Source organism: Candidatus Pelagibacter sp. (genome assembly GCF_052049975.1).
Taxonomy (GTDB): Bacteria; Pseudomonadota; Alphaproteobacteria; order Pelagibacterales; family Pelagibacteraceae; genus Pelagibacter.
Map to the genome: position 1 here is coordinate 364,204 of NZ_JBNGYZ010000002.1, position 21,864 is coordinate 386,067.

The window sequence follows — 21,864 nt, forward strand, 5'->3', positions numbered from 1 at the left end:
TTATGAATAAAATTATAGTTGAGGTTTCAGTAGGTGAACTTTTAGATAAAATTTCAATCTTAGAAATCAAACAAGAAAAAATTAAAAGTCAGGACAAGCTGAAATTTATTAATTTAGAACATAAAATTTTAAAAGAACAACTAAATCAAAATATCAAATCTGATAATAAGCTTGATGAATTATTTAATTCTCTAAAAGAGATTAATGCCAAGCTTTGGGTAATAGAAGATGATAAAAGACAATGTGAAAAAGATAAAGATTTTGGTGAAAAATTTATAAAACTATCTAGAGATGTTCATTTTCTTAATGATGATCGTGCAAAAATTAAATTAGAAATTAATAACCATACTGGATCAATAATTAAAGAAATTAAAGAATATACTAGTTACTAAAAACTTTTGGAAACCAATCTTCTCTCATTTGATCTCCAGTTTTTAGGTTGATCCCATCAAAAGGTGGAGAAGTTGGACCTCCTCTCTCAAAAAAAGTTACATCATCACCAATAAATCTCATAGAAAATGCTCTCCGTTTTTGAAAGCTATTATTACCAGTAGAACCATGAACAGTTTTAAAATTAAACAAAACTGCATCACCTAACTCTAAATCAGGTATTAAAATATTCTCTCTAAATTCATTTTCTGTAGGAAAATCCATGAAAGAGTTATTATCTTGATACCAAGGTTGATTATTAGACCATTTGGTTGGTCTTAATAGTTTTTGCCATTTATGAGACCCTAAAATTAATTTTAAATTATTTTCTTTGTTTACATCATCTAAAGGAATCCAAAAACTTCCTGTATTATCTCCATCTACACAATAATAAGGCATGTCCTGATGCCAAGGCGTTTCTTTTTTAGTTCCAGGCTCTTTAATAAATAAATGATCATGAAATATTTGTATTGATTTTGAACTTGTTGCTTCAGCAACAATTTGTGCTGCTAATGAATTAAAAATACAATCCTTAAATTCTTCTACTCTTTCCCAATTACAATAATCCTCAAAAAATCTTCCCTCATTTTCACTTACATTTTCTCTTCCATGTAAACTTGGTTTGTCTAATACTTTTTGAAAACCATTTCTTAATGGCTCGATCCAATCTTTGAATACACTTTTAATAATTACAGCACCATTTTTTTGATAATCATCAATCTGCTTTTGAGATAAATACATTTTATTGTTGGAAACTGTATTTTTTTTCTAAAAATTTTATTACGTTATGAATTATAAAAGTCATAAAGAGATAAATACTTCCGGCTAATATAAACACTTCCACAGGTTTAAAAGTAGTTGAAATAATATGCTTAGCAACACCAGTAAGATCCATAATTGTAACAGTGCTTGCTAAAGAAGTTCCTTTAAGCATTAAAATTATTTCATTTCCATATGCTGGTAATGATTGTCTAATTGCTATTGGAATTTGAATTTTGTAAAAAATTATTTTATTAGATATTCCTAAACTTTTACCAGCTTCAATTACACCAGGTTTTATAGTTTGAAAAGCTGATCTTAAAATCTCAGATGTATAGGCTCCAGTATTTAATGCGAATGCAATTATTGCACACCAAAAAGGTTCTTTTAAAAATACCCATAGAAATGTTGATCTAATAAATTCAATGTTTCCTAATCCAAAATAAATTATATAAATTTGAACCAATAATGGTGTTCCTCTAAATAAATATGAATATCCATAAGCTAATTTGTTAATGAAAATATTTTTGTTTAATCTTAGAATTGCTGCAACTAATCCAATGAACAAACCAATCAATAGAGATAATGACAAAAGCTGAATAGTAATAAATGCAGCGTTAATCATTTTAGGAAAGCTAGAAATTATTAAATCAAAGCTCATTTTAATATCCCTTGCTATATTTCAGTTCTAATCTGTTAATTAACTTCATACTTATAAAAGTTAAAAATAAATAAAGTACAGCTGCTACTGAATAAAAGAATAATGGATCTCTTGTAGAGCCTGCTGCAACATAAGATTGTCTCATAATTTCTACTAATCCAGTGACTGAAATTAATGATGTATCTTTCAATGTAATCTGCCAGACATTACTTAAATTTGGAATAGCAAGCCTCAACATTTGAGGCATAATAATTTTATAAAACTGACCAAATTTACTCACACCTAAAACTCTTGCGGCTTCAAATTGACCTTTGTCAATTGATTGAATTGCTCCTCTAAAAACTTCTGTAGAATATGCTCCTGAAATAATTCCAATAGCTAGAGATCCGGTTGTAAAAGCATTTATTTCAATATATTCGAAATATCCAAATATAGATGCTACATACATAATTGCGCTACTTCCTCCAAAGAAAAATAAATAAATCACTAATAGCTCAGGCACACCTCTGATTACAGTTGTGTAAAAATTTCCAATTAAATTTAAAGATTTATATTTTGATAATTTTAAAGGAGTAAAGACTCCTGCAAATAGAAAACCGATTACCATTGCTGTAATCGATACAGCTACAGTCATTAGGGTTGCGTAAAATAACTCATCTCCCCAACCTGTTTTACCAAATGCAAGAATTTCCATAACGAAAGGGCGGTTAATTAAATAACCGCCTTTTCATAATCTTTTTTACATAGAAGCATCAAAGCCAAAGTGTTTGATAGCAAGTCTGCTAATAACACCATCTTTTCTTGCTTGATCGATAGCTTTATTGAAAGCTTTTAACAACTCAGCATCTCTTTTTCCAATTGCTGAATCTGCTCCCATTTGTGAAGCTTGTCTTAAGCCTACTCCAACACCATTTCCAAATGAACCGCCTGAAAAAGTTGGTCCAACTAAAACTACATCTTTTCCAGATTTATCTGCATAGTCAGTAAATGCTACTGCAGCAGCTAAAGCTACATCACATCTTCCTGATGTTAAATCTAAGTTTACTTCGTCTTGAGTTTTGTAAGTTCTAACGTTTACACTACCTACATCACCAGACTCTAAGAAGTTTTGGTGAATTGTTCCAGTTTGAGTACAAACTGTTTTTCCAGCTAAAGCTTTTTCAATTGTCTTCAAAGCTTTTTTTGCAGCTGAATTAGGTTTTGTTAGATTAATACCTGCTGGTGTTTCCATGCCTTCTAAGTCAGAACCTTTCATTACAGCTAAAGATGCAACTTCATCAGCATAACCTTGTGAAAAAGTAATTACTTTTTTTCTTTCATCTGTAATTGACATACCTGCCATGATTGCATCATATTTTCTAAGTTGTAGAGCTGGTATCATTCCATCCCAATCTTGCTCAACAATCTCGCATTGTCTTCCAATATATCTGCAAAGTGCCCAAGCTAATTCAACTTCAAAACCAATTAGTTTACCGGCTTCATTTTTTGAATTCCATGGAGGGTAAGCGCCTTCAGTCGCAATCTTTATTTTGTCAGATGCATATACATTTCCTACAAATAATAAGACTGCTAAAACTGAAAAAATAGTTTTTTTGAATATATTCATTATTTTCTCCTTTAATATTAAAGTAGAATTATTTCACAATTTTTAAAAAGAAAAAAGTAAAATTAATGATTTATTGAAGAAGAAAAGTTCCAAGAACAATCAAAACTTGGGATATATACTCTCGACAGTTTAGTATTTCCAAAGTTTTCATTAAAAACGTTCATCCAACTTTGGACTTGTTTAGGTTTTTTATCTTGGCTACCAACTTGCGCTGTTATTACACCCTTTGGTTTTAAGATCCTAACTAAAGAGTCCATGTTTTTGGCTGCAAGATCAATACAAAATTGATCATCATTTAAATCTACAAATATATGATCGTAAGTATCATCTTCTATAGATTTAATACTTTCAAATGCATCACCCCAAACACATTTAACAGAATTTTTTTCAGTAGATTTTTGTCCTATGTCTCCGAGATGCTTGTTACAAATATCAACTACTTCTGGATCTAATTCAAACCAATCAATAAAATTAAATTTTTTTGATATACACTCTCTTGCAACTCCGCCATCACCTCCACCAATAATAGCAGCTCTTTCATTAGCTTGATTTAATTCTAATCCTGATCCAACAAAAGTTGAGCTATATAAATGTTCATCACTTTCAGCTACTTGTATTTCATTATCAATAAATAAAGCTTTACCAAATTGTTCTAAATCTAAAATTTCAATATGCTGGCCAACTTTAGATTTAAAATCCTCCAAAACATCTTTGACAATATAAGATTTCTTCAAACCAGGTGAACTATAAATATCATGATATAAAGACTTTGTATCTCTATCAAATTCTTTTATTGAAAGTCTTTTATATTTAAATTCTTTTTTTATAATCTCTATTGCGATTGAAGGACTTACTTTACCGCAAGTAAAGAAATCAAAACTTATAATTCCTTTTTCTGGAAAAGTATGAAAACTAATATGACTTTCAGCTAATAACGCCAATATAGTGAAACCTTGAGGTTCAAACTTATATTTTGATATGTTTAAAATTGTTACTTTAGCTGCACTAGCAATATCTTTAATGACTTTTTCATAAACAGATGAATTATATTCTTTAGTTGTTCCAATAATATCTACAGTAATATGTTCGCCAACTTTAGTCATAGTATATTATCCACTTTTATAATTTTTGACCTTATCCAAAATTTTATTCATTTCAGCTAATGAAAGGTTTTTTGGCTGGCCCATCTTTAAAGCAATAACATACTGATAGCAAATATTTTCTATCTCTTGAGCAAGCTCAAAAGCTTTTGATAAATTTTCACCAAATGCAACCTGACCATGATTTGCCATTAAGCATGCTTTTCTATCTTTTAGAGCATTAATAATATTTATAGAGAGCTCATGTGTTCCAAATGTTGCATAATCTGCACATTTAATATCTTCACCCCCTGCTAACGCTATCATATAATGAAATGGAGGAATGGATTTTCTGTGAGTAGATACAGCTGTGGCGTGTGGAGAGTGAGCATGAACAATAGCTTTTGCTTCCCATTTGTTTTTGTAAATATCCTGATGAAATCTCCATTCAGAAGATGGATTTTTTCCTGAATTGAACCAGGCTAAAAAATCTTTATCTTCATCTAAAGATAAAAAAACAATATCCTCAGGTTTTAAAGTCTCATATTTTTTTCCTGATGGAGTTATAAAAAAGCCTTCCTTATCATTTTCAAATCCTCTTACTGAAATATTTCCAGATCTTAAAGGTGATAAGTTTGTTTCGTTTAATTTAATTGAAAATTCAATTACCAACTCTCTTTCTTTCAAGTTATTCATTTAAATAAATTTTTTAATCCTTCTGTGGAAGCGTCACAAATACCTTTTTCAGTAATTAATTTTGTAACATATTTTGCAGGTGTAATATCAAAAGCTAAATTCATTGATTTACTTTTCTTTGGATAGATCAGAAAATTTTCAATTTCTCCTCTTGAATTTACACCATCAATATTTGAAAGCTCTTTAGAATCTCTTTCTTCAATAGGAATTTCTTTTGCATCTTTAATATTCCAATCAATTGTTGAGCTTGGAAGCGCGACATAAAAGGGAACTTTATTATCATGGGCAGCTAAAGCTTTTAGATAAGTTCCAATTTTATTGCAAACGTCTCCGTTTGATAAAGTTCTATCTGTTCCAACTATACACATATCAACATCACCTCTCTGCATTAAAATACCTCCTGTATTGTCAGCAATAATTGTATTTGGAATTTCTTCTTCGTTTAGCTCATATGATGTTAAATTTGCACCTTGGTTTCTTGGTCTAGTTTCATCTACCCAGATATGAACCGGAATTCCTTTTTTATGAGCTTGATAAATTGGTGAAGTTGCTGTCCCCCAATTAATAGTTGCTAACCAACCAGCATTGCAATGAGTTAAAATATTTACTGTATTTTTTTTTTTGTTATAGATTTCTTCAATTATTTCTAATCCATTAATACCTATATTTTCACAAAATTTTTCATCTTCATCACATATTTCTTTTGCTTCTTTTAAAGCAATATCTAAAATCAAATCATTATTAACGTTTAATAAATTTTTCATCATACGATCAACTGCCCATTTTAAATTAATTGCTGTAGGTCTTGATTTAATTAATTCATCTGCACTTTTATTAATAAATTCTTTATTGTTGTTCTCTTGAACAGCTAATACAATCCCATAAGCTGCAGTTGCACCAATTAAAGGAGCACCTCTTACCTCCATTATTTTGATCGCATTTATTGCATCTTTTACTGAATTAAGATCTTTTATTATAAATTGATGAGGAAGTTTTGTTTGATCAATTATTTTTACTACTTTATTCTCGTACCATATTGTTCGATATTCTTTTCCTTGAATTTTCATTTACTCAAAACTCTACCAGCAACAGTTTTTAACTTATCTATTGTTTTTTGGGTTCGTTTTTCTGGAGCAGTAATAATTGCTACATCTAAGCAATTATTTGTTGGGTCGTTTGGATCTATATAATTTTCAAAATTATCAATTAAATTTTTAATCATTACTTTTGCTTTTTCAGCATTTCCTAATAAAACTTTAATGACTTGTTGAACATCAACATTTTCATGATCTGGATGCCAACAATCAAAATCTGTTACCATTGAAACTGATGCATATCTAATTTCTGCCTCTCTAGCGAGTTTTGCTTCTGGCATATTTGTCATTCCAATCACATCAGCTTTCCAAGATCTATATAAATTAGACTCTGCTAATGTAGAAAATTGTGGACCTTCCATAACAATATATGTTCCATTTCTTTGATAATCGATTTCAGACATTTTAATAGCTTCCTCACATGCATTCATTAATCCATTTGATGTAGGATGTGCCATTGAAACATGAGCAACAATTTCATCATCAAAAAAAGTTTTTACTCTTGCAAAAGTTCTGTCAATAAACTGATCAACAATAACAAATTTACCAGGTGGCAATTCTTCTTTTAAAGAACCTACAGCTGAAACTGAAACAATATCGGTTACGCCCAATTGTTTTAGTGCATCTATATTTGCTCTAAAGTTTATATTTGAAGGAGAAACAAAATGCCCTCTTCCATGTCTTGGTAAAAAAAAAATTTCTTTATTGTTGTAATTTGTTTTTAAAATTTGATCGGATGGCTTTCCCCATGGAGTATTTATATCTAATAATTCTCTATCAACAAATTCTTCAACATCATAAAGGCCACTTCCACCAATTATTGCTAATTTATTAGTTGTCATAATTTAAAATATACTTATTTATAATTAAGAATTATGAATTTAAAAGATCATATTAGATCAATTACTGATTATCCGAAAAAAGGCATTTTATTCAGAGATATAACAACTTTAATTAAAAACGAGAAAGCTTTTGCTGAAACAATCAACCAAATAGTCGAAAGATCTAAAAAATACAAAATTGATAAAATTGCTGCAATTGAATCTCGAGGTTTTGTATTTGCCTCAGCAGTTTCTTACATACTTAAAAAACCATTTATAATGTTAAGAAAAAAAAATAAATTACCAGCGGAAGTTCACTCCATAGATTTTGAATTGGAATATGGAACTGCAACAATAGAAGTTCACAAAGACTCCATATTAAAAGATGAATCTGTTTTAATTATTGATGATCTTATTGCAACAGGTGGTACTGCTGAAGCCGCTGCAAAATTAGTTGAAATGTGTGATGCGAAAGTAACTGCATTTATATTTGTAATAAATTTATTTGATTTAGGTGGATCTGACAATTTAGTTAAAAAAAACTATCAAGTTGAAAATTTAATTGATTTTCCAGGTCACTAGAATTAAAGGAATTTTTAATTAATTCTTTAAATAATCTAAGTCTATTTTAGGTCTATAACTCGATGACTTTCCTAGCAGAGCATTTAAAAAACCTTGAAATCTGAGAATATAAATTTTTTTTCTGTTATGATTTATCATCGAATAAACAAAAAATTTTATAAGTGAATTTATTGCTCTTGGTGTTTCACTAAGCAAAGCACTAAAAAATCCAAAGTGTTTTTTTTTATAATAATATCTAGACCAAGACCAATGCCAATTTCTAGATAGTTCTATTTGATTTTTGAAAATTTGACTAACACCTTTAGCCCCCAGGTGATTAATCTTTGATGATTTAATTATAAAAATTTTTTCTTTTTTATTTATTAGTCTTTTGCACAAATCATCATTTTCAAGATACATAAAAATATTTTCATCAAAAAAACGATAATCTTTTAAATTAAGAGCTTTTTTTATTCTCTTTAAATTTAATAACATTGCATATCCATCTACACTAATAACATTTATAAAATTAGAATCATTATGTTCTAAACCCTTAACAGTTTTATAGTTAGGATAATCTTTATTTGAATGAATTGGGGCCAATATCGAAAATTTATCAATCACTTTTGAAGCATTTACTAACTCGCTGATTGTGTAGTTTTCTAAAACAACGTCTGGATTTAAAATTAAAGCATATTCAGTATTTATTTTAGATAAACCAAAATTGTTTCCTGCACCCATGCCAGAATTTAAAGAATTTAAAATACAAATTACATTTTTGTAATTTTGCTCTAGTTTTTTTTTTAAATCTAAATTATTTGAATTTTCAATCACAACAATATTCAAATCATCATCAATACTATCTATACAATTAAAAATTACATCATTGCTTGCAAAAGACACAATAATCACTGTTAGGTTTTTTTTAGAAATCATTTAAAATAAAACTGAAATATAACTATACTATCAGTTCTTACTAATGTAAAAACATTGCATTCATGAAAAAAATAATTGTTACTGGAGGCCTTGGTTTTATAGGTAGTAATCTTATTGAGTCTTTATTGAAGAAAAAATATTCTGTAATCAATTTAGATAAAGTAACATATTCTTCAAACTTTTATAATACAAAAAGCTTTAAAAATTCAAAAAATTTCAAGTTTATTAAATGTGATATAAAAGACAAAAAATTAAAAAAAATTATTTATGATATAAGGCCTAATGGGATCTTTAATTTGGCTGCTGAAACTCATGTCGATAGATCTATAGATGATCCTGAAAGCTTCATACAAAGTAATATTGTGGGTGTTTACAATATACTTGAAATTTTTAAAGAATTTTCAAAAAAATATAAGTCAAGGTTAATTCATATTTCTACAGATGAAGTTTATGGTGATATTTTAAAAGGAAGAACTTCTGAAAATTATCCATATCAACCTAGTTCACCATATGCCGCAAGTAAAGCATCTTCGGACCATCTAGTTAGCTCATATGTTAGGACTTATAATATCCCTGCCATAGTAACTAATTGTTCTAACAACTATGGACCCAAACAACATCCCGAAAAATTGATCCCTAAATTAATTTACAATATACTTAACAACAAACCATTACCAATTTATGGCAAAGGTACAAATTCAAGAGAATGGATTTATGTCGAAGACCACTGTGATGCTCTAATAAGAGTTTTTAATAAAGGTAAAATTGGTGAATTTTATAATATTGGCTCAAATAAAAATTTAAACAATCTTGAAGTTACAAAAAATTTGTTAAATATTTCAAAAAAATTAATTCCTTTGGGAAAAAATGTAAAAATCAATTTTGTAAAAGATAGACCTGGACACGATGTTAGGTACGCGCTTAATAGTAACAAAATAAAGAAAAAGCTTGGTTGGTATCCAAAAACTAGATTTAAAGATGGATTAAGAAAAACATTTGAGTGGTATCTTAAAAATAAAGATTATTATAATTCATTAAAGAAAAAAGATATTACAAATAGATTAGGTAAAATATGATTAAAAAAGGTATAATTCTTGCTGGTGGTAAAGGGACAAGAATGAGTCCGCTTACAAAAGCAGTGAACAAACAATTGCTACCTATCTATGATAAACCACTAATTTATTATCCATTATCAATTCTAATGTTGGCAAAAATTAAAGATATTTTAATCATTGTTAATGAGGGACAACTTGATCAATATAAGAAACTAATACCAAATGGGAAAAATTTGGGCATTAATATTACGTTTAAAGAACAAGATAAACCTAGAGGTCTACCAGATGCTTTTATCATAGGTGATAGCTTTATAAAAAATGACAACGTTGCAATGATACTTGGAGATAACTTTTTTTATGGTCAAAACTTAACTAAACTTTTACTAGAATGTTCAAAAATAAAATCTGGTGCAAAAATAATTTTGCATAGTGTGCAAAATCCTGAATTATTTGGTGTAGCAAAAATAAATAATAGAAATAAAAAAATATTAAAGATTGTAGAAAAACCAAAAAATTTTGTATCAAATCTAGCCATAACTGGTCTTTATTTCTTTGATAACAATGTAATCGAATACGCAAAAAAACTTAAGCCATCTAAAAGAGGTGAGCTAGAAATTATTGATTTATTAAAACAATACAAAAATAAAAATAAATTATATGCGGAGTCTATTGGAAGAGGTGGTGCATGGCTAGATACAGGATCAATTAGTGATTATTACAAAACTTCAGCTTTTGTTCAAGCAGTTGAAAACAGACAAGGTTTAAAAATTGCATGCTTAGAAGAAATCTCATTATTTAATGGTTGGATTGGTAAGAAAGAAATTTTAAATCAAATAAGTTTTTACGGAAACTGTGAGTATTCTTCGTACTTAAGAAAATTATTAAAAACGAAGTAAATTTAGGTGAAAAAAATTTTATTAACTGGATCAACAGGATTTATTGGTTCCGCAATACTTAACGAATTATCAAAAAATTATGAAATATGCTGTCTTAATCGAAAACATGTAAAACAATCAAAAAATTATAAAAATATTTATTTTAAATCATATGATGATTTAAATTTTAAATTAAGAAAAATACAAGCTGATACGGTTATTCATTGTGCAACTCATTATGTTAAAAATCATGAAATTAATGATATAAATAAGCTATCAAATTCAAATATCTTATTTGGTAATATTATCTTAGAAAATTTATCAAAAATGAAAGTTAAAAATTTTATCAATTTTTCAACTGTTTGGGAAAATTATGATGGAATTAAAGATAATTATTTTAATCTTTACTCAGTTTACAAAAAAAATTTTAGTAATCTTTTGAAATACTATGAAAAAAACTTACCAAATATAAATTTTTATAACTTGTTTATTTCAGATACTTTTGGGGAAACTGATAAAAGAGTAAAAATAATTAATGTTTTGAAAAAAAATTATAAGAAAAATTTAACTACAAATATTATTTCCTCAAAGCTCTATTTAAACCTACTAAATATTAAGGATATTATTAATTCTTTGTCAGTCGTATTCAAAAATAAACCTGGGCATTATAATTTAGTGAACAATAAGAGCTACTCTATCTCACAAATTATCAGTGCAGTTAATAAGAAAAACAATCAAAAAATTAAAGTGAAATGGTTAAGTAATCAAACAATTAAGGAACGAATCTTTGAAAACAAAAAATTAATTGGTTGGAAACCAAAAAATAGTACTATTGATGATATTGTAGATGTTATTAAGAATTAAATTATCATTGTAATTTTTTTTATTCTGGATAAATAAGCTTGAATGAAAAAAATTTACTATGGAAAAGCCGTATACGACAACAAGGAAATCAATGCTGTTCTTGGTGTTTTAAAAAATGATAGCCTAACCTTAATTGACGGAAAAAAGGTAAAGGAACTAGAAAAAACTGTTTCAAAAATTTTTGGGAAAAAATATGGATTGATGGTGAATTCTGGATCTTCAGCAAATTTATTAGCTCTATCATCGTTTAAGTTTAAGAAAGGTTCAGAGGTAATTACTCCAAACTTAACATTTTCAACTACAGTTGCTCCTATATATCAACTTGGTTTGATTCCACATTTTGTTGGAGTTGAAGAAAATAAATTTATAGCTGACCCAAAACATATAGAAAAATGCATTAACAAAAAAACAGTTGCTATAATGATTCCTAATTTATTAGGAAATATAGCAGACTGGAAAAAAATTCATTCAATTGCAAAAAAATATAAACTTAAAGTAATTGAAGACTCTGCTGATACAATTGGTTACTCGATAAATAAAAATCATGCTGGAAAATATTCAGATATTGTAACAAACAGTTTTTATGCATCACATATAATTAATGGAGCTGGTACAGGAGGGATAGTTTGTTTTAATGATTATAAGCTCTATCAAAAAGCAAAATTACTCAGAGGTTGGGGAAGATCATCTGCAACATTCAACGAATCTGAGAGTGTAAATAAAAGATTTAATATAAAAATTTCAGGAATTGATTACGATGCAAAATATATTTTCTCTGATTTAGGTTATAATTTTCTACCTTCAGAAATTTCTGCTGCATTTGCTTTAGAACAGATTAAAAAACTTAAAAATAATATAAAAATAAGAAACAAAAATTTTGAGTATTTAAAAAATTTTTTTAGTAAATATAGAAATTATTTTAAACTTCCAGAGCAAAACAAAGGTGTTGTAACTCCATGGTTAGCTTTTCCTTTAGTTATTAAAAAAAATAATAAATTTAACAGAAAACAAATGCAAATTTTCTTTGAGAAAAAAAATATTCAGACTAGAACAATATTTACAGGAAATATCCTCAAACAACCTGTAATGTCAAATAGACAATTTAAAAAACATCCTGCTTGTGATTCTGTTGCAAATGATGTGATGAAAAATGGAATTTTATTAGGTTGTCACCAGGGCATGATAAAGTCTGACTTGGATTATATTTGTAAAACTTTTTTAAAGTTTATAAATTAATGAAAATAGTAAAAACTAAATTTAAAGATTTAATTCTTTATAAGAAAGATACTTTTAAAGATAACAGAGGTTACTTTAGAGAGCTTTATTTACAAAAACACTTTAACACACGTTTTCCTTTTGATGTCATGTCCTATTCAAAAAAAAATGTGTTAAGAGGTCTTCATCTACAAATAAAAAAACCACAAGCTAAATTAATTACAGTTTTAAAAGGTGAGATATTTGATGTCTGTGTTGATTGTAGAAAAAAATCAAAAACATTTGGTAAATATTTTTCAATTAAAATGTCAGAAAATGAAAATAATTCACTTTTAATTCCAGCTGGATTTGCTCATGGATTTTATACATTGTCCAATAATGTAATACTTCACTACAAATGCTCAAATTATAGGCATAAAGATTCTGAAACAGGAATATTATGGAATGATAAAACTTTAAAAATCAAATGGCCCAATAAAAAACCGATAGTTTCTGAAAAAGATAAAAAAAATATCACTTTTGAGGAATTTATTTCTTAATTTTATTTTTTTAATTTAAAAGCAACAATAGCATCACCAAATTCATTGTATTCTGGATAACCTTGTTGAAGAGAATAAGAGCCTGTTGATTGAATTATTACATACTGTTCATTGTTATATAAATAAGTAGACGGTGGCGCAGATCCTATAAATGGTAATTCATAACTAAATAATTCGCTACCATTCTTGCTATCAAAAACATAAAACATTTTATCTAATGTTCCAGTTGCAAATATCAATCCTCCAGCTGTTGCAGTTAATCCTCCAAAATTTTCTGTTCCAGTTTTTTGATTGTCTTTAAGTAAATTTTTATAATTTCCAAATGGGATAGACCAATTTATATCTCCACTATTTAGATTTAGTGAAGTTATTTTCCCCCATGGTGGTTTATTTCCGGGGTATCCTTTTTCATCTTTTAATCTTTTAAAACTAGAAATTAAATTTCCTTCATTTGTTTTAATTAATTTTCCTAACCAAGCAATTTCATTTGAATTCACAAACATGGTTTGACTATTATGATCAATTGAAGCCCCCATCCATTCTGCACCACCATGAAAATTAAAAAAAATAGTACTATCTTTAACTGATATCGGTTGAAAAAAACCAAATTGAGAATTTTCAACAATCTTTTTTACATAGTCAGTAGCTTCAGGATTTAAATTCGTAATATCTTGTTTTGAAAATACACTTATTGAAAAAGGTATTGGTTTCTGGAAATCCAATTGATACATAGATGTTTTTTCACCTGGAATGTTAGAAAATGGAGCTACTTTATATCTTAAATCAAATGGTGATTTACCCGTAACCCTATCTAATATTAAAGTATTTCCTCGTTTTGTAGGTACTACTACCACATCATAAAATTCATTTTTTTGAATGATCGAAGTTAAAATTGGAGGTGCTGGTAAATCAAGGTTCCAAATATCATGAAAAGTTTCTTGAAAAGACCAAAGTAACTTTTTATTTTCTAAATCTATCGCAATGATGCTGTTGGAATTATAATTTTCACCTGGCCGTTCTGTTCCATCAAAATACTTTATAGGATTTCCAGTTGTAATATAAACTATACCTCTTTGTTCATCTAATGAAATACCGCCCCAAGGATTTCCACCTTTTAAATTATTATATTTGATGTCTGCATATCTTTTTCTCTTACCATCTCCAAAATAATACTTCCATTTTAACTCACCAGTAATTAAATCATATACTTCTAGAGTTTTCTTCCATGTTGCTACTATAATTTTATCTTTATAAACTATAGGAGTGATTTTTGAATATCCAGTTCTTATAGAGCCATTCTTACCAAATTTTTTATCTAGCTCACCAGTTTTAGGAACTAAGGAAATTAATTTAGAACCGTTATTAAAAAAGATTCTTTCTTTGGAAGAATTTTTGTTTTTCCAATAAACCAAACCTCTTCTTGCTACGTCTGCATTAAATTGCCCTGATCTCCACAACTCTTTTCCATTAGATCCATCTATTGCAGCTATAAAACCACCAATCACTGGCGTGTAAATGATACCATCTATAATTATTGGGTTGCACTGGATATCAATGTTTTGACCATTTTTATTATTTGAATTGTATATCCATGCAACTTCTAAATTTTTAATATTGTTTTTATTTATAATTTTTAAATCTGAAAAACGATTTGATAGATTGTTTCCATGACTTCTTTCCCAATTTTTTTTTGGATTAGAGTAATCATTTAATTTTATACTTGTTAAATCTGTTCCTTTAATTGTAAAATTTTCCTCTAAATCAAATCTCTCATCTTTTTCTTTTACCCAGTAAGTTTCAATATCTTTATAATTTAAATAATAATAAATTTTATTATATAAATTGTAGATAATTATATTTGATTTAAATGATAAATTTTTATTATCAAAAGTTACCAAATTTTTATTAACATATTTATAATTTACTTTTGAATAATCAATTATGTAAAACAAAATATAAAATACAAAAAATATAAAAAAAAATTTTTTTATTTTTGACTTAAAAAAGTAATTACTGCGCATAATCTAGCTAAATTTTTTAATGAATTTTTAAAGTTAAATATCAGAAGATATGTAATAGTTCTAAATAAATAAACTAAAAATTTTTTTTTTAATATAAAATTTTTTTTTGAAACATTAAAATATATATAAGAAGACAATATGTGATGTTTATGAATAATAAAGCTTGTTTTAAAATTTATCTTAGTTGATGCTCTTTCTTTGTGAAATGCCCTGGCATTATAAATTTTAATTGTTGCAATTTTTGAATTCTTTAGTTTTCTACACAAATAAAAATCTTCCCAAAATAAGAATATTTTTTTTTCAAAAAGACCAAATTTTCTAATAATATCATTATTAACTAATATAATTGCGGCCCAACAAAAATTAACACAAACATCACCATGAAAATTATTTGAAACTGGAGAATGTTTTTGTAGATTATTTAATTCAGGAAGATTATCTAATTTATCAATTACTATATTATTTTGATTTATTAATGTGGGGACCAAAATACCTGCTTTTGGGTATTTGATAAAACCATCATGTAATATCTCGATATTTTTTTCGTTAATCAATACATCTGGTTCGATGAATAAAGTATAATCTGTTTCGACATATTTAAAGCAAAAATTACAAGCCCTTCCAAATCCAATATTTTTTTTAAATTTGAAATATTTTTTTATATTAGAATATGACTTAATTTTTTCTACAATTTCTCTGTCATTGTCTCCATTATCGGCAATTATTATGTCTATATTTTTTAAATTTTTAAGACATTCTAAAATTATTTCTGTAACATTATATAATACAATTACAGCAGTTATATTTTTTCTATAAATATTCATTATATAAATTTTAAAACAATAATTCTGAAATTATTATATCTTTTTTATAAAAAATTTGATTTTAGAAATTATGGTAGCGGGAAGTGGGATCGAACCACTGACCTCGGGCTTATGAGTCTATCGCCATGAACCCTGCTCTCACTCTAAAGCAATTACTCCTGTAAATGCTCTCTTTCCTTTCTAGTGATATTGAATCAAATTAAAGAATCTTAGTCAAGAACCAATGTCATTGACGCGTATATGGAGCAATAGAGGTGCCAGATAGATCTTCTAATTGAATACCTAGTATTGACTTCTTTTATCAGATCCTGTGTAAAAAATTTCTTGAAGAGACTGGTTTTCTTTTTGTCTTAAAATTAAGTCTTCTTTGCCCATTAAAGCCTTTGGTCTTCCAATTACCTCATGATAATTAAATTTATCTTCACCTCTTGCTATTTGAACTCCATTTTTACCAAGTGTTTGTTTTACATTAGTTCCAATATAACTTTGAATAACAAATCCAATTCTTCGATCATTACCTCTATTTAAACCTGAGCCATGTACAATTCTTGGGTGATGCAATGATACTTGACCTGCCTTAAGCTCAACAGGCTTTACTTCATTTTCAGGTACATCGTTAACTGTTTGGCCTCGTGTTAATAAATTTCCATCATCAAATTTTTGAACATGATCTTTTTCTGTAACTTCTTGATGAGAACCAGGCCACATTCGCATACAACCATTTTCTTCATTAGAATCTGTTATTGCAACCCAAGCACTGACCCAATTATGAGGCTCTAAACCAATATATTTAGAGTCTTGATGGTAGCTTACAAAACCTTTTTGATCAGGATCTTTGATAAATAAAGTTGAGCTACAAACTAAGATGTCTCTTCCAATAATTTTCTCTACTGAGTCTAAAATTTTAGAATTATGAACTATCTCATCTAATTTAGGAGAAATTAAATGTACATTATATCTTCCAGATTTATTAATTTCATCTGGCATTTGTCTTTCTATCAGTTCAATTTCTTTTCTAGCTTCTAGTGCTTGTTCTTTTGTTAAAGCATCAATAGGCGCTATATAACCTTCTTCGTTATATTGAATAACTTGCTGATCTGTTAATGACATAATTTAATAATAATATTTTACGAAATTAATTTTTTTTATTCAAAAGACTAACAATATCAAATTTATAAATAAAGTAATTACTCAAGAACCAATGTCATTGACGCGTATATGGAGCAAAATGATATAGATCTATATTATTTATTTTGCTCAGTCTTAATATAGTTCGCGAGTGCTTTATTGACACTTTCATAAATAGGTTGCATCACCTTTGCATCCCAGAACCAGACATAAAAGCCATGGTAGTCTTCTTCTTGAATTAAGAGTGTTGTTCCATCATTTTGTGGTTGGAGATGAAAGCGATGGTCATAAGTTATAATACCTGGAAATCCACCATGTTGATGAAGTAAAATGTTTTTCTCTATTTTTTTTACACGCACTTTCATCACCACAGGCTTACTTGCACCAGGCATCAATCCATGAACAATCATTTCTGCATCTAGCCCATATTGACCTTCTACTTTCACGGCAAAAGGGTTCCATTCACCATAGGATGAATTATCCATCAGCGCTGACCAAATTATTTGGGGTGTGCTATTAATTTTTAATTCTGTGTAAACACGCTTGTGACCAGTTATTGCAAGTACCACTACCACTAGCACAATCAGAACCAGTCCTATTACTATTCTTGTCATCATTTCTAGTGTTATTGAATCAAATTAAAGAATTTTAGTCAAGAACCAATGTCATTGGAGCACTATTGTAGCAATTAAAAAAAAATCGTTATTATTTAAGTTTATCTAGATTTGAATAAGCACATCCTAGATCCAGTCCATACCCTGAGCTCATTGCAGTGAATTTCCAACCATATGGTTCTAAATAATATTTTTTAACTTTTTGTGCTGTAGGATGATTTGGAAAACGATTGTAATAAACATTTAAATATCCAAGTGTATAGTCTGTATCTTTTTGTTTTCTTAGATCCGATTTATCTAATTTTTCAGGGTTAACATATGACTTTTTTTTGGCACCAGACTCGGGATAAGCGTAGTATGTAATTAGGAAATCAATCATCTTATGAAGATCAACATCTTTTTTAGTTTTAAATGAATATAAATCGTAGCCTTGATTAGCAAAGATTTCTGCTGTCATTACCATGCCACCTACAACTTGAGACATCTTTGTTAAAGCTCTAACTGATCTTTGACTTTTGCCTTTTTCTTTTCTAACTTCCCAAGATGAACTTCCATCTTTTCTAGTGATATTTAAAGCAACAACATATGCTTTTAAGGCTGCTTGGAAATAATCATTATCTCCACTAATAATGCTCCATAATAAATAATTTCTAGATTTAGATGCTTCTGTATGATTCCCGGGTGGTACGCCATTTTTTTCTTTCGATCCATCATTAGGTCCAATAGAAGTTTTTTTAATAACTTTATTAAACCATTCAAAAATAATTTTATCTTCTTCATCAGTTAAAAATTTATTTTGTCGCAAAAAATCAAATGCAATAAGCATAGGAGCTATAGTTTGCCTAATATTTTCTAGGGTATCAATATATCCAAAATCTGACTTCCAATTTTTGTTATATCCATCGGAAATTAAAATTTCGAAAGAATTTCCTTTTGCCCACATTAATAATTGTTTTTTAAAATACTCTAAATACATTTGATCTCCACTTGCCATAAAAAATCTTATTCGTTTATTCATATTTTTTATTAATGGTTGAGCAAAATTTATAAAATTAATTGGATTGCCGTCCTGTTTCCATGAATGACCTCCAATTTCTTTCATGGGCTTTACATACGATGAGTCAAAATTTATTTTTGATCTTGAGATTTCTAACTGTGAGCTAGAAAATACACATTGTCTTAAAAGTTTTTTTTCGCTTAAATTTTGGAGTTTTTTGGTTCTTTCTTTAACATTAATATAAATATTTGAACCTGAATTTTTGATTGTATAATCTTTAATATCTAAATTTTCTGGGTATTTTAACTTTTTGATATTTCCTGCAATTGAAATTACAGGGCTTTTAAAATCAGGATAATTTTCAGCTAAAATATTATTACTAAATCCAAAGATTGTTAAAACTAATATAATTAATCTGATACTCATCTAAATAGATTTGTATTATTTTAAATTAAGATATCAAACAAATATATTTAATGACTTCTTCTAATTGGAGCACTATTGGAGCAAAATGATATCGATCATCTAGAATGGTAGCGGGAAGTGGGATCGAACCACTGACCTCGGGCTTATGAGTCCCGCGCTCTAACCAACTGAGCTACCCCGCCACAGAAGATGAACTTATAATGGCTTTGAATTAAATTTCAATATACTTTTTACTAAGGTTTAAAACAATCAGCTAATTGAGTATTTATATCATAAATACAACTTATTAATTTTGGCTCAAAAATTTTTTCCTCAGAACCATTATTTGCAAGATTATATAAAAGTTTATTTTGATCTATTATACTGATTGATTGCAGTTGATATCCATCGGAAAGATAGTCATTAATTGATTTGTTTGTTCCTAATGAGTCTCCAAAGGAATTTGATGACAAAAATAAAAATATAATAAATAAAAAATATTTATTCATAATACATAAAGTTTTAAGTGATTTTTCATGAAAAATGAATACAAGAACTTTTAATGAAAAAAATAATAACTCTTTTATTTACACACTCTTTTGTATTGGCCATTGGTTTTGGATTAGGAGTTTATTTTTTACCAATTCTTACTGCACCAAAATCAGTTGAAATCAGTAAAATTAATGAATACGAAAATAAATCATTATATCAAACAGAGTTTGTAAAGGATTTAAGAGGGAGTGACCCTTTTCATTGGGGAGAGGCAAAAGTAACAATATCTGATAAAAAAATTACTGTGAATGGTGCCATAGCGCCAGGACCTGATTATAAACTTTATTTAACAAATGAGTTTACTCAACATGAGGATGAATTTTTACCAATTAAAGATACAGCTCAATATGTGGCTGAAGTAAAAAGTTTTGAAAACTTTGTTGTAAATGTTCCTTCAAATGTTGATGTAAGTAAATTCAATACTGTTGTAATTTGGTGTGAAAGCTTTAGTGAATTTATTACTGCTGCAAAATACCAGTAATATTAAAATCCACCTCGCCAATTATTCTTAGACTTAAAATTTCTCTCTTCAATTTTTGAGGTAGGTCTAAATAAATAATAAACAATAAACAAACCTATTCCTAGAAATAATAGAAATTCCATTAATGTATTATAACTCTAAAACTATCTTTCCTACAAATTTTTTTGATAGAAATTCTTTTTGAGCTTCTACAATTTTCTCTAATGGAAATGTTTTGGCGATCAAAGGTTTAATTTCATTGTTTTCAATATATTTGATAAGATTTTTAAAAACTTCTACAGGCTGATAAGTGCATCCATAAAATGTTAAATCTTTAAGATATAAAGTTCTTATATCTAAATTTACAATTGGGCCTGCTATAGCTCCTGCAGTCACATATCTTCCACCTTGCTTTAAAATATCTAGCAATTGTTTCCAATTACTACCTGCTACTAAATCTACAACTACATCAAATTCATTGGTGCCAAATTTATTTATTAAATTTTCATTTCTATCTACTACTTCATCTGCTCCAATTTTTTTTATTTCTTCAAATTTTGATTTTGAACACTGAGCTATTACAAAAGCACCTCTTCTTTTTGCTAATTGTATTGATGCAGAGCCAACACCTCCTGAGGCACCAGTTATCAATACTTTTTCTTTTTTTAAATTAATTCTATGTAACATTCCTTCTGCTGTAGAATAAGCACAAGGTATTGATGCAAGCTCTACATCTGTCCAGTTAGAGTTAATTTTAAAAGTTTCAGAAGATCTTACTGCAACATATTCTGAAAAACCCCCATCAATTTCAGAACCAATTACATGTGATGAAATTTTATTTAAATTCTCTGGATCAGATTGCATTGATCTGACTATTACTCTTTCTCCTACTCTTGATTGATCAACACCCTTACCAACTGAAATTATTTTTCCACAAATATCTGCACCTTGAATTCTTGGAAACTTTAAGGCATTACCTGACCAAGTAGCATCTTTATCATCAGATGTAGAAAAACCTTTTTCACCACCATCATTAGTATTACTTGTAACTGATTTTGAATACCATCCAATTCTAGTATTGATATCTGTATTGTTTACTCCTGCAGCAGAAACTTTAATCAAAACATCGTCATCTTTAGGTTCTGGCTTTGGTATATCTGACTTAAAAACTAATTTTTCAAAACCACCATGACCAATCAAATGAATACCTTTCATAACTTTATGATTAATTTATTTTATAGATTTTTAAATAAAAATATTTATAGGTTTGACTATATGAACTTCTTATCAAAATTAGCTAAAGGTGAATACAGTCTCCCAATGACTTTTTGGGTTTATGGCACACTTTACCAAATAATCATTGGTGCGATAATGATTGCTACAATTTATTTTGGAGTAGCTTCAGTTGACACTTCTGGCATTGATTATTCTCAGGAAAAATCAGTTGTTATTGAACAAGTATTTTCTTCAATGGGACTTGGTTATCTAATAGCAATTTTATTAGAAATTTTAATTCTTCTTATCTACACAATAATTGTAACTATTGGTCTCTGGCGAAGTGCTTCAAATAGAGACGGATGGTTTTGGTCAGGACTTGTAAAAATAATGATAGTGGGATCTTTGCTTTATTATCTTTATGGAGTTCTTGTAAGTTACAACATTATTTAATTTTT

Annotated in this window: 25 protein-coding genes and 1 tRNA gene; 9 read left to right on the forward strand and 17 right to left on the reverse strand. The window is 28.1% G+C overall.

The genetic code is table 11. The features are described from left to right. The first annotated feature begins 2 nt into the window (after positions 1-2). Positions 3-392, forward strand: a complete 390-nt coding sequence (locus ACTT9U_RS05670; RefSeq protein WP_440932195.1) for a DUF6165 family protein — start codon at positions 3-5, stop codon at positions 390-392. Here the strand turns inward: ACTT9U_RS05670 and ACTT9U_RS05675 are convergent. The 8 genes from ACTT9U_RS05675 to ACTT9U_RS05710 all read right to left on the reverse strand — a co-directional run bounded on the left by ACTT9U_RS05675 (position 382) and on the right by ACTT9U_RS05710 (position 7,166). After that, positions 382-1,170, reverse strand: coding sequence for a phytanoyl-CoA dioxygenase family protein (locus ACTT9U_RS05675; RefSeq protein WP_440932196.1), 789 nt, complete (start codon positions 1,168-1,170; stop codon positions 382-384). The two genes, ACTT9U_RS05670 and ACTT9U_RS05675, sit on opposite strands and share 11 nt — an antisense overlap. 1 nt (position 1,171) lies before the next feature. Further along, the gene (locus ACTT9U_RS05680; RefSeq protein ID WP_440932197.1) at positions 1,172-1,849 is read right to left on the reverse strand and encodes an ABC transporter permease; all 678 of its coding nucleotides are present in this window, start codon (positions 1,847-1,849) and stop codon (positions 1,172-1,174) included. Position 1,850: 1 nt separating this feature from the next. Then, entirely contained in the window at positions 1,851-2,543 is a 693-nt protein-coding gene (locus ACTT9U_RS05685; protein ID WP_440932198.1) for an ABC transporter permease, read from the reverse strand. A gap of 45 nt (positions 2,544-2,588) precedes the next feature. Beyond that, a complete protein-coding gene (locus tag ACTT9U_RS05690) occupies positions 2,589-3,455 on the reverse strand; it encodes a transporter substrate-binding domain-containing protein (protein ID WP_440932199.1) in 867 nt (288 codons plus the stop codon). A 62-nt stretch (positions 3,456-3,517) separates the two neighbouring features. Beyond that, complete coding sequence (gene speD / locus ACTT9U_RS05695) at positions 3,518-4,558, reverse strand: adenosylmethionine decarboxylase (protein ID WP_440932200.1); 1,041 nt, start codon at positions 4,556-4,558, stop codon at positions 3,518-3,520. 6 nt (positions 4,559-4,564) lie between these two features. Next, positions 4,565-5,230, reverse strand: a complete 666-nt coding sequence (locus ACTT9U_RS05700; protein ID WP_440932201.1) for a class II aldolase/adducin family protein — start codon at positions 5,228-5,230, stop codon at positions 4,565-4,567. Next, complete coding sequence (mtnA, locus tag ACTT9U_RS05705) at positions 5,227-6,297, reverse strand: S-methyl-5-thioribose-1-phosphate isomerase (protein WP_440932202.1); 1,071 nt, start codon at positions 6,295-6,297, stop codon at positions 5,227-5,229. Before mtnA ends, ACTT9U_RS05700 begins: the two co-directional genes overlap by 4 nt. Then, positions 6,294-7,166 carry an S-methyl-5'-thioadenosine phosphorylase gene (locus ACTT9U_RS05710; protein WP_440932203.1) on the reverse strand — a complete coding sequence of 291 codons (873 nt, stop codon included), beginning with the start codon at positions 7,164-7,166 and terminating at the stop codon, positions 6,294-6,296. The genes mtnA and ACTT9U_RS05710 overlap by 4 nt, the downstream gene beginning before the upstream one ends. 33 nt (positions 7,167-7,199) lie before the next feature. Here ACTT9U_RS05710 and ACTT9U_RS05715 point away from each other — a divergent pair, with 33 nt between their 5' ends. Then, the gene (locus ACTT9U_RS05715; RefSeq protein WP_440932204.1) at positions 7,200-7,727 is read left to right on the forward strand and encodes an adenine phosphoribosyltransferase; all 528 of its coding nucleotides are present in this window, start codon (positions 7,200-7,202) and stop codon (positions 7,725-7,727) included. Positions 7,728-7,745: 18 nt separating this feature from the next. Here the strand turns inward: ACTT9U_RS05715 and ACTT9U_RS05720 are convergent, their stop codons facing one another. Continuing rightward, the gene (locus ACTT9U_RS05720; protein ID WP_440932205.1) at positions 7,746-8,642 is read right to left on the reverse strand and encodes a glycosyltransferase; all 897 of its coding nucleotides are present in this window, start codon (positions 8,640-8,642) and stop codon (positions 7,746-7,748) included. Positions 8,643-8,704: 62 nt separating this feature from the next. Here ACTT9U_RS05720 and rfbB point away from each other — a divergent pair, with 62 nt between their 5' ends. From rfbB to rfbC, 5 genes are read left to right on the forward strand one after another with little or no spacing between them, the layout of a single operon-like run. Then, positions 8,705-9,718, forward strand: coding sequence for a dTDP-glucose 4,6-dehydratase (gene rfbB / locus ACTT9U_RS05725; protein WP_440932206.1), 1,014 nt, complete (start codon positions 8,705-8,707; stop codon positions 9,716-9,718). Beyond that, positions 9,715-10,593, forward strand: a complete 879-nt coding sequence (locus ACTT9U_RS05730) for a sugar nucleotidyltransferase (protein ID WP_440932207.1) — start codon at positions 9,715-9,717, stop codon at positions 10,591-10,593. Before rfbB ends, ACTT9U_RS05730 begins: the two co-directional genes overlap by 4 nt. Positions 10,594-10,599: 6 nt before the next feature. Beyond that, positions 10,600-11,436, forward strand: a complete 837-nt coding sequence (locus ACTT9U_RS05735; protein WP_440932208.1) for an NAD-dependent epimerase/dehydratase family protein — start codon at positions 10,600-10,602, stop codon at positions 11,434-11,436. Positions 11,437-11,478: 42 nt separating this feature from the next. Then, the gene (locus ACTT9U_RS05740) at positions 11,479-12,672 is read left to right on the forward strand and encodes a DegT/DnrJ/EryC1/StrS family aminotransferase (protein WP_440932209.1); all 1,194 of its coding nucleotides are present in this window, start codon (positions 11,479-11,481) and stop codon (positions 12,670-12,672) included. Next, complete coding sequence (gene rfbC, locus ACTT9U_RS05745; RefSeq protein ID WP_440932210.1) at positions 12,672-13,190, forward strand: dTDP-4-dehydrorhamnose 3,5-epimerase; 519 nt, start codon at positions 12,672-12,674, stop codon at positions 13,188-13,190. Before ACTT9U_RS05740 ends, rfbC begins: the two co-directional genes overlap by 1 nt. A gap of 2 nt (positions 13,191-13,192) precedes the next feature. Here the strand turns inward: rfbC and ACTT9U_RS05750 are convergent, their stop codons facing one another. The 7 genes from ACTT9U_RS05750 to ACTT9U_RS05780 form a co-directional block, all read right to left on the reverse strand. Then, on the reverse strand, positions 13,193-15,142 hold the full coding sequence (locus tag ACTT9U_RS05750; protein WP_440932211.1) for a hypothetical protein: 1,950 nt from the start codon (positions 15,140-15,142) through the stop codon (positions 13,193-13,195). A gap of 35 nt (positions 15,143-15,177) precedes the next feature. After that, on the reverse strand, positions 15,178-16,035 hold the full coding sequence (locus ACTT9U_RS05755; protein WP_440932212.1) for a glycosyltransferase: 858 nt from the start codon (positions 16,033-16,035) through the stop codon (positions 15,178-15,180). Between the two features lie 282 nt (positions 16,036-16,317). After that, a complete protein-coding gene (locus tag ACTT9U_RS05760) occupies positions 16,318-17,145 on the reverse strand; it encodes a phytanoyl-CoA dioxygenase family protein (RefSeq protein WP_440932213.1) in 828 nt (275 codons plus the stop codon). 134 nt (positions 17,146-17,279) lie between these two features. Continuing rightward, positions 17,280-17,780, reverse strand: coding sequence for an SRPBCC family protein (locus tag ACTT9U_RS05765; RefSeq protein WP_440932214.1), 501 nt, complete (start codon positions 17,778-17,780; stop codon positions 17,280-17,282). A gap of 88 nt (positions 17,781-17,868) precedes the next feature. Further along, on the reverse strand, positions 17,869-19,200 hold the full coding sequence (locus ACTT9U_RS05770) for an alginate lyase family protein (protein ID WP_440932215.1): 1,332 nt from the start codon (positions 19,198-19,200) through the stop codon (positions 17,869-17,871). A gap of 105 nt (positions 19,201-19,305) precedes the next feature. Next, positions 19,306-19,382: transfer RNA gene (locus ACTT9U_RS05775), tRNA-Met, on the reverse strand. Positions 19,383-19,433: 51 nt separating this feature from the next. Next, on the reverse strand, positions 19,434-19,688 hold the full coding sequence (locus ACTT9U_RS05780; RefSeq protein WP_440932216.1) for a hypothetical protein: 255 nt from the start codon (positions 19,686-19,688) through the stop codon (positions 19,434-19,436). Positions 19,689-19,741: 53 nt separating this feature from the next. Between ACTT9U_RS05780 and ACTT9U_RS05785 the strand changes: the two genes are divergently transcribed. After that, positions 19,742-20,212, forward strand: a complete 471-nt coding sequence (locus ACTT9U_RS05785) for a DM13 domain-containing protein (protein WP_440932217.1) — start codon at positions 19,742-19,744, stop codon at positions 20,210-20,212. 129 nt (positions 20,213-20,341) lie between these two features. Here ACTT9U_RS05785 and ACTT9U_RS05790 read toward each other — a convergent pair whose 3' ends face one another. Further along, positions 20,342-21,406, reverse strand: coding sequence for an alcohol dehydrogenase family protein (locus ACTT9U_RS05790; protein ID WP_440932218.1), 1,065 nt, complete (start codon positions 21,404-21,406; stop codon positions 20,342-20,344). 6 nt (positions 21,407-21,412) lie between these two features. Here ACTT9U_RS05790 and ACTT9U_RS05795 point away from each other — a divergent pair, with 6 nt between their 5' ends. Beyond that, the gene (locus ACTT9U_RS05795; RefSeq protein ID WP_440932219.1) at positions 21,413-21,859 is read left to right on the forward strand and encodes a hypothetical protein; all 447 of its coding nucleotides are present in this window, start codon (positions 21,413-21,415) and stop codon (positions 21,857-21,859) included. Positions 21,860-21,864 lie beyond the last annotated feature (5 nt).

Coding starts and splice junctions, on each gene's coding strand:
- ACTT9U_RS05755 (WP_440932212.1), bottom strand. CDS start 16,035: ATGAATATTTATAGAAAAAATATAACTGCTGTAATTGTATTATATAAT.
- ACTT9U_RS05795 (WP_440932219.1), top strand. CDS start 21,413: ATGATTAATTTATTTTATAGATTTTTAAATAAAAATATTTATAGGTTT.
- ACTT9U_RS05715 (WP_440932204.1), top strand. CDS start 7,200: ATGAATTTAAAAGATCATATTAGATCAATTACTGATTATCCGAAAAAA.
- rfbC (WP_440932210.1), top strand. CDS start 12,672: ATGAAAATAGTAAAAACTAAATTTAAAGATTTAATTCTTTATAAGAAA.
- ACTT9U_RS05720 (WP_440932205.1), bottom strand. CDS start 8,642: ATGATTTCTAAAAAAAACCTAACAGTGATTATTGTGTCTTTTGCAAGC.
- ACTT9U_RS05700 (WP_440932201.1), bottom strand. CDS start 5,230: ATGAATAACTTGAAAGAAAGAGAGTTGGTAATTGAATTTTCAATTAAA.
- ACTT9U_RS05710 (WP_440932203.1), bottom strand. CDS start 7,166: ATGACAACTAATAAATTAGCAATAATTGGTGGAAGTGGCCTTTATGAT.
- ACTT9U_RS05675 (WP_440932196.1), bottom strand. CDS start 1,170: ATGTATTTATCTCAAAAGCAGATTGATGATTATCAAAAAAATGGTGCT.
- ACTT9U_RS05780 (WP_440932216.1), bottom strand. CDS start 19,688: ATGAATAAATATTTTTTATTTATTATATTTTTATTTTTGTCATCAAAT.
- speD (WP_440932200.1), bottom strand. CDS start 4,558: ATGACTAAAGTTGGCGAACATATTACTGTAGATATTATTGGAACAACT.
- ACTT9U_RS05685 (WP_440932198.1), bottom strand. CDS start 2,543: ATGGAAATTCTTGCATTTGGTAAAACAGGTTGGGGAGATGAGTTATTT.
- ACTT9U_RS05670 (WP_440932195.1), top strand. CDS start 3: ATGAATAAAATTATAGTTGAGGTTTCAGTAGGTGAACTTTTAGATAAA.
- ACTT9U_RS05680 (WP_440932197.1), bottom strand. CDS start 1,849: ATGAGCTTTGATTTAATAATTTCTAGCTTTCCTAAAATGATTAACGCT.
- ACTT9U_RS05760 (WP_440932213.1), bottom strand. CDS start 17,145: ATGTCATTAACAGATCAGCAAGTTATTCAATATAACGAAGAAGGTTAT.
- ACTT9U_RS05770 (WP_440932215.1), bottom strand. CDS start 19,200: ATGAGTATCAGATTAATTATATTAGTTTTAACAATCTTTGGATTTAGT.
- ACTT9U_RS05740 (WP_440932209.1), top strand. CDS start 11,479: ATGAAAAAAATTTACTATGGAAAAGCCGTATACGACAACAAGGAAATC.
- ACTT9U_RS05785 (WP_440932217.1), top strand. CDS start 19,742: ATGAAAAAAATAATAACTCTTTTATTTACACACTCTTTTGTATTGGCC.
- ACTT9U_RS05765 (WP_440932214.1), bottom strand. CDS start 17,780: ATGATGACAAGAATAGTAATAGGACTGGTTCTGATTGTGCTAGTGGTA.
- rfbB (WP_440932206.1), top strand. CDS start 8,705: ATGAAAAAAATAATTGTTACTGGAGGCCTTGGTTTTATAGGTAGTAAT.
- ACTT9U_RS05730 (WP_440932207.1), top strand. CDS start 9,715: ATGATTAAAAAAGGTATAATTCTTGCTGGTGGTAAAGGGACAAGAATG.
- mtnA (WP_440932202.1), bottom strand. CDS start 6,297: ATGAAAATTCAAGGAAAAGAATATCGAACAATATGGTACGAGAATAAA.
- ACTT9U_RS05790 (WP_440932218.1), bottom strand. CDS start 21,406: ATGAAAGGTATTCATTTGATTGGTCATGGTGGTTTTGAAAAATTAGTT.
- ACTT9U_RS05690 (WP_440932199.1), bottom strand. CDS start 3,455: ATGAATATATTCAAAAAAACTATTTTTTCAGTTTTAGCAGTCTTATTA.